This window comes from Amycolatopsis sp. CA-128772 (assembly GCF_002904295.1).
Taxonomy (GTDB): Bacteria; Actinomycetota; Actinomycetes; order Mycobacteriales; family Pseudonocardiaceae; genus Amycolatopsis.
On sequence record NZ_PPHG01000078.1, the window covers coordinates 77,697 to 89,457 of the forward strand.

15 protein-coding genes are annotated in these 11,761 nt (G+C 71.2%); 8 read left to right on the forward strand and 7 right to left on the reverse strand.

The genetic code is table 11. The annotated features are described in order from the left end of the window. Positions 1-18: 18 nt before the first annotated feature. From C2L59_RS31780 to C2L59_RS31790, 3 genes are read right to left on the reverse strand one after another with little or no spacing between them, the layout of a single operon-like run. A complete protein-coding gene (locus tag C2L59_RS31780) occupies positions 19-678 on the reverse strand; it encodes a response regulator transcription factor (RefSeq protein ID WP_103353225.1) in 660 nt (219 codons plus the stop codon). Next, on the reverse strand, positions 675-1,826 hold the full coding sequence (locus C2L59_RS31785; RefSeq protein ID WP_103353226.1) for a sensor histidine kinase: 1,152 nt from the start codon (positions 1,824-1,826) through the stop codon (positions 675-677). Before C2L59_RS31785 ends, C2L59_RS31780 begins: the two co-directional genes overlap by 4 nt. Continuing rightward, positions 1,823-2,659, reverse strand: a complete 837-nt coding sequence (locus tag C2L59_RS31790) for a CPBP family intramembrane glutamic endopeptidase (RefSeq protein WP_103353227.1) — start codon at positions 2,657-2,659, stop codon at positions 1,823-1,825. The genes C2L59_RS31785 and C2L59_RS31790 overlap by 4 nt, the downstream gene beginning before the upstream one ends. Before the next feature lie 180 nt (positions 2,660-2,839). On the opposite strand from C2L59_RS31790, the gene C2L59_RS31795 reads away from it, so the two are divergent. Together C2L59_RS31795 and C2L59_RS31800 are read left to right on the forward strand one after the other, a co-directional pair. After that, positions 2,840-3,322: a SigE family RNA polymerase sigma factor gene (locus C2L59_RS31795; RefSeq protein WP_103353228.1), complete on the forward strand. Its 483-nt coding sequence runs from the start codon at positions 2,840-2,842 to the stop codon at positions 3,320-3,322. Continuing rightward, the gene (locus tag C2L59_RS31800; protein WP_103353229.1) at positions 3,322-4,065 is read left to right on the forward strand and encodes a hypothetical protein; all 744 of its coding nucleotides are present in this window, start codon (positions 3,322-3,324) and stop codon (positions 4,063-4,065) included. The genes C2L59_RS31795 and C2L59_RS31800 overlap by 1 nt, the downstream gene beginning before the upstream one ends. Here C2L59_RS31800 and C2L59_RS31805 read toward each other — a convergent pair. The 3 genes from C2L59_RS31805 to corA all read right to left on the reverse strand — a co-directional run bounded on the left by C2L59_RS31805 (position 4,062) and on the right by corA (position 6,813). Further along, a complete protein-coding gene (locus tag C2L59_RS31805) occupies positions 4,062-4,901 on the reverse strand; it encodes a chromosome partitioning protein ParB (protein WP_103353230.1) in 840 nt (279 codons plus the stop codon). The two genes, C2L59_RS31800 and C2L59_RS31805, sit on opposite strands and share 4 nt — an antisense overlap. Then, entirely contained in the window at positions 4,901-5,548 is a 648-nt protein-coding gene (locus C2L59_RS31810) for a metallophosphoesterase (RefSeq protein WP_103353231.1), read from the reverse strand. The genes C2L59_RS31805 and C2L59_RS31810 overlap by 1 nt, the downstream gene beginning before the upstream one ends. 182 nt (positions 5,549-5,730) lie before the next feature. Beyond that, positions 5,731-6,813 carry a magnesium/cobalt transporter CorA gene (gene corA / locus C2L59_RS31815; RefSeq protein WP_103353232.1) on the reverse strand — a complete coding sequence of 361 codons (1,083 nt, stop codon included), beginning with the start codon at positions 6,811-6,813 and terminating at the stop codon, positions 5,731-5,733. A 417-nt stretch (positions 6,814-7,230) separates the two neighbouring features. Between corA and C2L59_RS31820 the strand changes: the two genes are divergently transcribed. After that, entirely contained in the window at positions 7,231-7,734 is a 504-nt protein-coding gene (locus C2L59_RS31820) for a MaoC family dehydratase (protein ID WP_103353233.1), read from the forward strand. A 7-nt stretch (positions 7,735-7,741) separates the two neighbouring features. Next, positions 7,742-8,836 (forward strand): DUF2332 domain-containing protein, encoded by a 1,095-nt coding sequence (locus C2L59_RS31825; RefSeq protein WP_103353234.1) that lies wholly within the window; start codon positions 7,742-7,744, stop codon positions 8,834-8,836. Here the strand turns inward: C2L59_RS31825 and C2L59_RS31830 are convergent, their stop codons facing one another. Beyond that, entirely contained in the window at positions 8,837-9,250 is a 414-nt protein-coding gene (locus C2L59_RS31830) for an NUDIX hydrolase (RefSeq protein WP_103353235.1), read from the reverse strand. Between the two features lie 187 nt (positions 9,251-9,437). On the opposite strand from C2L59_RS31830, the gene C2L59_RS31835 reads away from it, so the two are divergent. The 4 genes from C2L59_RS31835 to C2L59_RS31850 are packed head-to-tail and all read left to right on the forward strand — an operon-like array spanning position 9,438 to position 11,725. Beyond that, positions 9,438-9,611: a hypothetical protein gene (locus C2L59_RS31835; RefSeq protein WP_003095463.1), complete on the forward strand. Its 174-nt coding sequence runs from the start codon at positions 9,438-9,440 to the stop codon at positions 9,609-9,611. Between the two features lie 20 nt (positions 9,612-9,631). Continuing rightward, positions 9,632-10,192 carry a PH domain-containing protein gene (locus C2L59_RS31840; RefSeq protein WP_003095467.1) on the forward strand — a complete coding sequence of 187 codons (561 nt, stop codon included), beginning with the start codon at positions 9,632-9,634 and terminating at the stop codon, positions 10,190-10,192. A gap of 38 nt (positions 10,193-10,230) precedes the next feature. Beyond that, positions 10,231-11,103, forward strand: coding sequence for a PHP domain-containing protein (locus C2L59_RS31845; protein ID WP_103353236.1), 873 nt, complete (start codon positions 10,231-10,233; stop codon positions 11,101-11,103). A 1-nt stretch (position 11,104) separates the two neighbouring features. Beyond that, positions 11,105-11,725 carry a MarC family protein gene (locus C2L59_RS31850; RefSeq protein WP_103353237.1) on the forward strand — a complete coding sequence of 207 codons (621 nt, stop codon included), beginning with the start codon at positions 11,105-11,107 and terminating at the stop codon, positions 11,723-11,725. The last annotated feature ends 36 nt before the right edge of the window (positions 11,726-11,761 follow it).

Below are 11,761 nucleotides of genomic sequence, written 5' to 3' on the forward strand. Positions count from 1 at the left end.
CGTCCGGGGAGGCCCGTCTCACGTCACCAGGCCGTGGCGGTAGGCGTAGACGACGGCTTGGACGCGGTCGCGCAGCTGCAGCTTGGCGAGGATGCGCGAAACGAACGTCTTCACCGTCTCCTGGCTGATCACCAGCCGCGCGGCGATTTCGCTGTTGGACAGGCCGTCCGCGATCAGGCGGAGGACCTCCAGTTCGCGGGGCGTCAGCGGCACCTCGGGCGCCCCGCCCGGGGTGGGCCGGATCCGGGCGGCGTGCCGGCCCACCAGCTGGCGCGTCACCTCGGGGTCCAGCAGGGCCGCGCCGGTGGCCACGGTCCGGATCCCGTGCAGCAGCCGGTCCGGCGGCGCGTCCTTGAGCAGGAACCCGCTCGCCCCGGCGCGCAGGGCCTCGTAGACGTACTCGTCGAGGTTGAACGTCGTCAGCACCAGCACCTTGACCGGGTGCGGGACGCCGGCCCCGGCCAGCAGGCGGGTGGCCTCGATGCCGTCGAGCACCGGCATCCGCACGTCCATCACGACGACGTCCGGGTGCAGCCGGCCGGCGAGGTCGACCGCGGCGCGCCCGTCCCCGCACTCGCCGGCCACCTCGAAGTCGGGCTGGGCGCCGATGATCGTCACCAGGCCGGTGCGGATCAGCATCTGGTCGTCGCAGACGAGGACCCGGATCGGCGCGGTCACGACCGGCTCCCCGTCGGGATCCGGGCCCGCACGACGAAGCCGGCGCCGTCGTGGGCGTCCGCGCTGAAGTCCCCGCCCAGCACGCCGACCCGTTCGCGCAGCCCGGCGAGGCCGCGTCCGCTCCCTTCGGGCGTCCTGCCGCGCGCACCGGACCCGGCCGTGCTGATCTCCACCTCGATCTCCTGTTCCCCGTGGCGCACCCGGACCGCGGTGCGGCTGCCGTGGGCGTGCTTGAGGGCGTTCGTCAAAGCTTCCTGCACGACCCGGTAGGCGACCAGGTCGGCGCTGCCGGTGGCCTCCGCCGGCGAACCCTCTTCGGTGAACTCGACCGGCTGCCCGGCCTCGCGCGCGTGCTCGACGAGCGGCCGGAGCCCGCCCGGCGGCGGCGTGCTGACTCGCGGGCCGTGGTCGGGGTTGAGCAGGTCCAGCAGGTGCCGCAGGTCGGTGATGGCCCGGCGGCCGGTGCCGGTGATCGCGGTCAGCGTCTCGGACAGGCGCTCGGGCGCGGCGGTGAGGTACTTGGCGGCTTCGGCCTGCACGACCATCGCCGTCACGTGGTGGGTGACGACGTCGTGGAGTTCGCGGGCGATGCGGGTGCGTTCCGCGGCGAGGGTGTCCTCGGCGACGCGGCGGCGGCGGCCGGCCTCCGCCACCCGGGTCGAGCGCAGCCACGCGCCGATGCCCCACGCGAACACCAGCAGCAGGTAGAACGTCACGTACTCGGCCACGGGTTCGGAACCGAGGCGGAAGAGCGCGACCGCCAGCACGGCGTAGGCCACGGAAAACGCCACCGCGGCGGTGCGCCGGTACCGGTCCAGGTGGGCGCCCGCGCTCACCAGCGCCACGGCCAGTGCGGTGCCCGCGACCGAGTGGTAGCCGCGAAGCTGGTCGACGGCGAAGCCGAGCGACACCAGGGCGAGGCACAGCGCCGGCCACCGCCGCCGGATCCCGAGCGGGAGGGCTTCGAGCAGGAGCATCCCGACGGCCACCGCGTCGAAGGGCCGCACCGGCAGGCCGCCGAGCTCCGTCCCGTGGCTCCGCAGCGCCGGCAGGAACGCCGCCGTGAGGAACAGCAGCCCGAGCGGGAGGTCCCGGACCACGACGTCGAGCCGGCGCCAGCGCGCCAGGAGCGCCCGGTGATCGATCACCGGGAGAGCGTAGCGACGGTGTCGACCTGCCCAGCGTGCTTGCGGCGGGGCACCAGGTTGCCGCGCCGGCGGGCCAGCCACAGGAACGCGCCCGTGCCCAGGAGGCAGAACAGCACCGAGTACAGGCTGCCTTCCGGGCCGAAGCTGCCGCCGGTGATGACCGCCGGGCCCGACGTCACCGCGTCCAGCAGGCCCTGCGGGGTGCCGTTGCCCGAGACCTCGGTGCTGAAGAGCCCGGCCGCGGCGAAGTTCCAGCCGAAATGCACGCCGATCGGCAGCCACAGCTTGCGCGTCGCGACGTACGCGGCGGTCAGCAGGCCGCCGGCTTCGATCCCGATGGCGAGCGCCCCCCAGAGGCTGGCGTGCGGGTTGAACAGGTGCGAAGCGCCGAACACCACCGCGGTCAGCACCAGCGCGATAGCGGTGCCGGTGCGTTCCTCGACGATCCGGAACAGGACGCCGCGGAACAGCAGTTCCTCGGTCACCGCGGCGGCGGCCATGAAGCCGATCAGCCCGACCGCACCCGGCACCGAGCCCCAGCCGCGAATCTCGTAGGCCCCGAGCAGGGCGATGTTCGCGATGACGACGGCGAACAGGACCACCCCGATCAGCACGCCGCGCCCGACGGCGAGCCCGGCGCCCGGGCGGCCCAGCTCGGTGACCGGCCGCTGTTCGGTCCGCCGCACCACCCAGCGGTAGACGACCACGGTGAGCACCGCGGTCACGGCGCCGAGAACGACCGTGAGCCACGGGTTCCCGTCCGCCGCGGCGACGCCTTGACTGCCTGCGAACGCGACCGCCGCGACCGCCAGCAGCTGCCAGACCAGCCTCATGAAGAGCTCCTTCGTCGATGGCGCGGCCGGTGTGCCGCGGCTGCGACGAACGCTAGGGATCCGGCGGCCGCGAAGCGTCCCCTCGCGGTGGACACCTGCGAGTAGCTCGCACGGGGGACAGTTGAACCTTTCCGGGCCCCCGCGCACTAGAGACACTGACGACGGGCGAAGGGAGGGCCGGTGGGGGGCGATTTCAGCGAGTACTTCGCGGCACGGGCCCAGCGGTTCCGCCGGGTGGCGTTCGCCCTCTGCGGCGACTGGCACAGCGCGGAGGACCTGGTGCAGGCGATGTTCGTCCAGCTGTACCGCCGCTGGCGGCGGGTGCGCCCGGACACGGCGGACGCGTACGCGCGCCGCATCCTGCTGAACCTGTTCCTGGCCGGGCGCCGGAAGTCCGGGCGGGAGTACGTGACGTCGTCGGTACCGGAGGCGCAGCCGGCACCGGGGCGGGACACGCCGTTGCGCTTGGACGTGGAGCGCGCGCTGGCGGCGTTGACGCCGAGGCAGCGCGCGATGGTGGTGTTGCGGTTCCTCGAAGACCTCCCGGTGCGGGAGGTCGCCGCGCTGCTCGGCGTCGCCGAAGGCACGGTGAAGTCCCAGACGGCCCGCGGGGTCGAGGCCCTGCGCGCGGCGCTCCCGGCGCCGACCGGCGAGGAGTGGTGATGGAGGAAATCCGGTCGTTGCTGACGGCGTACGTGACGGAAGACGAGCCCCCGATCGGCCTGTCCGGCGAAAAGGTCCTCGCGGCGGCCCGGCTTTCCCGCCGTCGCCACCTGCTGACGGGCGCGGCGGCGCTGGCCGTGGTGGTGCTGGCCCTGAGCCTGGCGGTGGTGGTGCTGCCGCACCGGAGCGGCGTCGCGACCGCGCCCTGCCCGGCGGCTTCGGACACGCGCGCGGCCCTGGTCGACCGGCTGAGCTGCGTGGTGGGTCGCGCGGTGCGCTCGCTGCTGCCCCCGGACGCGCAGATCACCCGGTTGACGATCCCGGGCGAAGTGCCGCCGGCGGACCCGTTCCACCTGATCGCCGACCCGGCGGGCGACGCGCCCCGGGACGCGTTGTTCCACATGGGGGTCCGGGTGACCGACGCCCGGGGCTCCGGGTCGGTGTACGTCGTGATGGTGCCCAGCCGCAACTCGGGCGGCCCGCCGTGCAAGGAACCGGGCGAGATCGTCTGCCGCACGGAACCGACCCCGCAGGGCTTGCTGTGGCTGTCGACGCTGCGTTCCGGCGACATCCTGACCCACCGCGTGGCCCTGGCCACACCGGACGCGGTCGTGCAGTTCCGGTCGAACGACAGCGGGGCGCTGGAGCAGGCGGGGGTTCCGCTGCCGAAGCAGCGCCCGGAGCCGACTTTGACGCTGGAGGAGGTGCGGGAGCTGGCGTTGACGCCGGGGTTGTCGTTCTAGTGCTGCCGCGACCGCAGCGTCTCGATGACCTCGTCGTCCCAGCGGTGGGTCCGGATCAGCCGGTACCGCTCCGCCGCCACCCACATGTACGCCTCGGCGTCCGTCCGGTCGCCGATCAGGCCCGCCTGCCGCAGCATTCCCACCACCGGCCCGAACTCCTCCTCGAACCAGCGCTGTGCCACGCTCGCCCGGTCGCAGAACCGGCCTTCGTCCTGCATCAGCCGGAAACCCCACGCCTCCACGTGTTCACCCAGCTTCGCGTAGTCCCACGGGTCCGACACGATCACCGACGCCCGCGCGTGCCCCGTCAGCGGCACGCGCTCCAGGAACAGCCGGCGGTAGTCCTTGACGATCAGGTCGCCGCGGTGGCGGATGCCGCCCGGGGCCAGTTTGGTGCGGACCACCGTCACCACGGCCTCTATTGTGGACAGTCCCTGGGCGAGGGCGACCGAGACGCGGTGGTGGCCGTCGATGATGAAGTGGAGCTCGCCGATGCGGTAGACCTCGATCGGGGGAATCTCCTCGCCGCGGCGGGACGCCAGGGCCAGGCGCTCCCAGCGCTCGCGGACGCGGGCCGAGGTCGGGCGGAAGCGGCGGTCGAAGTCGCGGCTGCGGTCGACCGTGCCCACGATCGAGTCCAGTTTGATCACCCGCGGGCCGATCCGGTGCTCGCCCGCGTAGCCGAGCGCCTCCACCACCTCGTGGAACGGCAGCATGATGTTGACGTCGTCGGGCTCGCGGCGCAGCCACGTCGAAAGCCGCGAGAGCACCTGGCCCCGGCGGGCGCGGAGGAAGTCGTTCTCCGCGTCGGCGCGGGGGAATCCCGTTTCCTTCATCAGAACTCCATGATCCGGTGACCGACCACGTTGCGGATGCGCGTGCCGCCGGCGACCCGGTCCGGCACCGGCTCGCCGTGCGGGTGGATGTGCCCGTGCAGCAGCCACTTCGGGCGCAGCACCTCGATCGTGCGGTGCAGGCAGGCGAACCCGCGGTGCGGCGGGTCCTCGCGATCGCCCAGGTGCCGCGGCGGCGCGTGCGTCAGCAGGACGTCGACGTCGCGCCCGTCGCGCCACCGCCGGAAGCGGGCGCGCCGGACCAGCCCGCGGGCGCGGCGGGCCTGCTGGCGCTGCGTCCACTGGTTCGGCCCCTCGTTGTAGCGGACCGAGCCGCCGAGCCCGGCGAACCGCAGGCCGGCGACGTCGACGACCCGGCCGTCGGCGTTGACGCCGCCCGCCGGGCCCGGCCAGACCGTCGGGAAACCGTCCTTCATGGACAGTCCGCCGTAGCGCGTGTAGCCGCTCAGGTCCGGGTCGTGGTTGCCCGGCACGAACACGCACGGTGCGTCGAGCGCACTGGCCAGGAACGCGAGGTAGTCGTACGGGAGGTCGCCGGCGCCGATGACGAGGTCGACGGAGACGGCGCGGACCGCGTCGGTCCACAACCGCTCCTCGACCTCGTCCGAGACGACCAGCGCTTTCGGCATGCGCCCAGGGTACGACGCCGGGCGCTATTTCATCCCGTGCGCGAACCCCGGGTCGGCGACGATGACGAAAGTGATCACGAAGATCCACACGAGGCTGAGCGCGAGCGCCCAGAACTTCAGGTTGGACAGCATCCTGGACATGACGGTTCTCCGAAGGAATCCGGTGGAAAAAGAAAGGGGACCTAGAGCCAGCCGTTCTTCCGGAATATTCGGTACAGCAACAGGCAGATCGCCAGGATCACGGTGATCACCAGCGGGTACCCGAACTTCCAGTGCAGTTCGGGCAGGTAGTCGAAGTTCATCCCGTAGATGCCCGCGATCATCGTCGGCACGGTGATGATCGCCGCCCACGACGTGATCTTGCGCATATCGGTGTTCTGCTGCAGCGAAATCTTCGCCACCGTCGCGTCCACCAGGGTCGACAGCAGTTCGTCGAACGCCGCGACCCGTTCGGACACGGTCGTGAGGTGGTCGGCGACGTCGCGGAAGTACGAGCGCACCTCGTCCGGCACCAGCCGCGTGTAGCCCTCGGCCAGGCGCTGGACCGGCGTCGCCAGTGGCATCACCGCGCGGCGCAGCTCGAGCACTTCGCGCTTCATGAGGTAGATCTGCTCGGCGCTGATCTGCGACCGGGGCGCGAAGACCTGCGCCTCCATCTCGTCGATGTCGTTCTCGATCCGGCCCGTGACGTCGAGGTAGTGGTCGACGACGTGGTCGGCGATCGCGTGCACGACCGCGGACGGGCCCAGGTGCAGCCGCTCCGGGTCGTCGTCGAGCTCGCGGCGCAGGCGCGCCAGGCCCGAGTGGTTCCCGTGCCGCACGGTGATCACGAAGTCGCGGCCCAGGAACACCATCAGCTCACCGGTCTCGACGATCTCGTTCGCCGTCGTCGGCGACTCGTGCTCGACGTACCGGACCGTCTTGACCACCAGGAAGAGCGTGTCGTCGTAGCGCTCCAGCTTCGGCCGCTGGTGCGCTTCGAGCGCGTCCTCGACCGCCAGCTCGTGCAGCCCGAACGTGTCCGCGACCCCCTGGATCTGCTGGGCGTCCGGCTCGTGCAGCCCGATCCAGACGAAGCCCTCGTGCCGCTTCCGGACCTCCTTGATCGCCTCGGAGTGCGTCCAGCGGCCGGGCAGGCGTTCGCCGGCGACGTACACGGCGCAGTCGACGACGTACGCCGACAGGGGCACCGGGACCGGGCGGACCGGCACGGTGCCCTTGTTGCCGCGGCCGCGCAGGCCGCCGAGCGAGGGAATGGCAGGCATGGGTTCTCCTGGTGTCGTGCGTGGTCGTGCGAGACGACGGACCAGGGGCGGAAATGCGTCCGCCCGGCGACGCACCAGCGTTCCCGGGAAGAGAAGGCCTACCAGGAGATGAGCCGGCCGGCGGGTGTGGTGGGAACGCTGGGACTACTAGGGAGCGGACTATCGCCACTACTCATCGAGTTCCTCACCTCCTCCGGCCGGTGCAACGTGGCGGGGCTCGCGTTGACGCGCGAACACCGATGGTTGAGGGTACTCCTCACTACGGATGCGTGTCGTACCAGCCTCACGCGGTGTTACCGATCCGGCCGAAAGCAGGCCGCCCCGCAGCGGCACGTAACCGTCGTCACACGACCGGATGGCCGTGGCTGTGGTCGGATCGGTAACCAACGGCGCAGTACGCGGGCAAGGGAGAGACGAGTGCAGTTCGGCCGGTACTACGAGGAGTTCGAGGTCGGTGCGGTCTACAAGCACTGGCCGGGCAAAACGGTCACCGAATACGACGACCACCTATTCTGCCTGATCACCATGAACCACCACCCGCTGCACCTCGACTCGCACTACGCGGAGGAGACCACCGACTTCGGCAAGAACGTCGTCGTCGGCAACTACGTCTACTCGCTGCTGCTCGGGATGTCCGTGCCGGACGTTTCCGGCAAGGCGATCGCGAACCTCGAGGTCGAATCGCTCAAGCACGTCAAGCCGACCTTCCACGGCGACACCATCTACGGCGAGACCGAGGTCCTCGACAAGACGCCGTCGAAGTCCAAGGACGACCGCGGCGTCGTGTACGTCGAGACGCGCGGCTACAAGCAGGACGGCCTGATCGTGTGCACCTTCCGGCGGAAGGTGATGGTGCCGAAGCGCTCGTACGGGGAGACTCGGGGCGGGGAGCAGCCGGGCCGGCCGGTGCCGCACGAATGAGGCTCTGATGGACCTGGACGGGATCAAGGGAATTCTCCGCACGTTCGCGGAAGTCGAGGCCCGCGGGGTCTCGCCGCTGTACGAACACCTCGCGCTGCAGGCGGCGGCGGACGACGACGTCGCCGGGCTGCTCGCCGCGGCCCGCGACGGCGAGGTGCGGGGCACCCTGCTGATGGCGGCTGCGCACCGGCTCGTGCAGGCGGACCCGATCCACCCGCTGTCGCGGTACTACCCGTCGCTGGGTGGCTTCGACGGCGTCGACTCCGAGACCTGGCCGCTGTTCCGCTCGTTCCTGCTGGAGCGCGCGGACAAGGCCCGTGCGCTGATTTCGTCGCGGTACACGCAGACGAACGAGGTCCGGCGGGCGGCGCTGCTCTACCCGGGTGTCGCGCGGGCGGCTCGCGAAGCGGGCGGGAAGGTCTCGTTGCTGGAGGTGGGCTGCAGCGCGGGCCTGCTGCTGGGCCTCGACCGGTTCGGCTACCGCTACCAGTGCGACGGCGGCGACCAGCTGACGGCGGGCCCGGCGAAGTCGGCGGTCGGGCTGCACTGCGCGCTGGACCTGGCCGCGGGCGCGGTGGTGCCCAAGCTGCCGAAGAAGCTGGCCGTGCTCGACCGGGCGGGTCTCGACCGGGCCCCGGTGGACCTGGCGGACGAGGACGAGCTGGCGTGGCTGGAGGCGTGCGTCTGGGCGGACCAGCCGGACCGCATCCGGCTGCTGCGCACGGCGGCGGCCGAGCAGGCGAAGCACCGGCCGCGGCTGATCGCCGGGGACGGGGTCGACGACCTCGCGTCGGCGGCGGCGTCGCTGGAGGGGCCGCTGGTGGTGATCACCAGCCACGCGCTGGCGTACTTCCCGGCGGAGAAGCGGGCGGAGTTCGTCGCGACGCTGGCCGGGCTGGCCGGGTCGCGGCCGCTGTGGTGGGTTTCGGAGGAGTTCTACGGGGCCGGGCTGGAGACGGTGCTGCCGGGACGCGCGGAGCTGGCCGGCTCCGACGGGCTGGCGACGTTGGGCGTCGTGCGGTGGGAAGACGGCAAGCCGGAGGCGCACGCGCTGGCCCGGACGGCGCCGCACGGGCAGCGGATGACCTGGTTGCCGCTGTAGTCAGGCCCTCGGCAGGGCGTTCCACCCACGTAGCGTCACGTAAAGGAGCTCGACCAGCGCACCGGCCGCTTCCAAGGCCGCAAGGTCTGCCGCATCGGACCAACGAGCCTCCGACGCGTCGTCACCGGCCGTGAGGACGCCGCCCTCGACTTCGCAGGCGTAGTCGAAAATCTCGTACGGGCCCCGCCGCACCGAGCCGACCAGTGTGCCCGGAATCACGTCCAGGCCGGTCTCCTCCCGCAGCTCCCGGACCACGGCCGTTTCGTCCGATTCGCCCGGTTCGACTCGGCCACCCGGCAGCGACCACTGCCCCGAACCGGGGTCGTTCCGGCGCCGGATGAGCAGCAAACGGCCGTACGGGTCGTGCGCGATCCCGCCGACGCAGCGGATCGTGGCGCTGGTGAGGCCGTCCATGTCCCGAAGGGTAGACGTGACCGGCTGGAAAACCGCTGTCCTGTACACGGAGAGTAGCCGTACGGTACACTTCGGACCGCGTGCTGACCCAAGCGCGGGACTTTCCTCCCGCGCGCCTGTTCAGTGCGGTACAACGTAAAAAGTCAGGATCTCTGCTGTTGTCCGGTGTCACCGTAAGAGACGGGATTTGATCGCGGTGAACGTGAAGAAGATTGCGGGCCTCGCCGGCATCGCGTTGGTGCTGTTCTTCGTCATCGCCCAGCCTGGGCAGGCCGCCGGCCTCGTCGGCAACATCATCGACTTCCTCCGCAGCTCGGCCGAATCGGTGATCACCTTCGTCAGCAACGTGTTCAAGGGCTGATCCGGGGTTACCCTCGAACCATGTTCGCGCCACGCGACCCCGACGAGTACCTCCTCGACACCGAGCGGCGGGTCATCCGGATCCGCCGCCACTGGGCGGTGCTCCTGTGGGACACCTTCGAGGCGGCCGCGCTCCTGGCCGTCTGTGTGCTGGTGTCCTACCTGCTGCCGCCGGCGCTGTACATCGGCCAGAACATCCTCTGGTACGTCGCGCTGCTCGTCGTCCTGCGGTTCGCCTACGTGGTGATGGAGTGGTGGGTCGAGCGCCTGGTGGTCACCGACAAGCGGTTCGTCATGACCACCGGGGTGTTCACCACCAAGGTGCTGATGATGCCGATCAGCAAGGTCACCGACCTCAGCTACGTCCGCACGGCCACCGGCCGCATGATGGGCTACGGCACGATGGTGGTCGAGTCGGCCGGGCAGATCCAGGCGCTGAACAAGATCGACTTCCTGCCGCGGCCCGAGGAGTTCTACGACACGATCTCGGAGCTCGTCTTCGGCGACAAGCAGAAGCAGGCCGAACGCTTCTCCATGATCAAGGCCCAGCGGGCCGCCCGGGGCAAGAAGCCCGTCGGGTAAGAGTCCCGCCGCGCGTGTGACGCAGCGCATCGTCGACAATGGACGCGATGCGCATCGACCTGCACGCCCACTCCACCGCTTCCGACGGCACCGACTCGCCGGCCGGGCTCGTCGCCGCGGCCGCGAAAGCCGGGCTCGACGTCGTCGCGATCACCGACCACGACACCACCGCGGGCTGGGCGCCCGCCTCCGAAGCGGTGTCACCAGGCCTGACGCTGGTCCCCGGCGCCGAGCTGTCCACGGTGTCGATCGACCCCGGAACCGGCCGCCAGATCAGCGTCCACCTGCTCGGCTACCTCTTTGACCCGACGTCCGAGCCCATCGTCACCGAGCAGACCCGGTTGCGCGTCGAGCGCCGCACGCGGCTGCGCCGGATGGCCGAGCGGATGGCCGCCGACGGCCTGCCCATCGACATCGACGAGATCTTCGGCCTGCTGCCCGAAGATTCCCCGCCCGGACGCCCCCACCTGGCCCAGGCCCTGGTCCGGGCCGGGCTGGTCAAGTCCGTCGACGAGGCCTTCGCCGACTACCTGAGCCCCCGTCGCGGCTACTACGTCGCCCGCCGGGACACGCCGGTCGAAGAGGCGATCGACATGATCACCGCGGCCGGCGGCGTCACCGTCGTCGCGCACCCCTTCGCCTTCAGCCGTGGCGCCACGATCAGCGAAGACACCCTCGCCGGCCTGGCCGCGCGGGGGCTCACCGGCGTCGAGGCCGACCACCCGAACCACGACGAGCCGACGCGGGCCCGCGTCCGCGAGCTGGCCGCCGAGCTCGGGCTCGTCTTCACCGGGTCCAGCGACTACCACGGCACGAACAAGACGATCGCGCTCGGCGAGTGCACCACCGACCCCGGGCAGCTCGAGGAACTCGTCTCGCGGGCGACGGGGTTCCAGGTCGTGAAGGGCTGACATGGCGCTCTTCGACGCGAAACTGTTCATGAGCGCGACGATCACCCTGATCGTCATCATGGACCCGCCCGGCACCGTGCCGGTGTTCCTCAGCCTCGTCGGCCGCAAGCCGATGGCGACCCGGGCGCGCGCCGCCCGGCAGGCCGTCCTGGTGTCGCTGCTGGTCATCAGCCTGTTCGCGGTCGCGGGCCAGGCGATCCTGGCCTACCTCGGCATCGGCATCCCGGCCCTGCAGGGCGCGGGCGGGCTGCTGCTCCTGCTGATCGCGCTGCAGCTGCTCACCAGCAACGGCCACGAGCCCGAAGCGGCGGCCGAGGACGTCAACGTCGCGCTCGTGCCGCTCGGCACGCCGCTGCTGGCCGGGCCCGGCGCGATCGCCGCGACCATCGTGTTCGTCCGGCAGGCGGACGGGCACGTCGGCGCGTACATCGCGCTGGCGCTGGCCATCGTCACGACGCACCTCGTGATCTACCTCTGCATGCGCTACTCCGGGCTCGTCATCCGGCTGATCAAGGAAAGCGGCATCACGCTGCTGGCCAAGGTGGCCGGCCTGCTGCTCGCGGCCATCGCCGTCGAGCTCGTCGCGAACTCCGTCCGCGGGTTCATCGCCGGCGGGAACTGACCCGCCACCCGGGTTGTCCTGCCGGACAGGATCCGT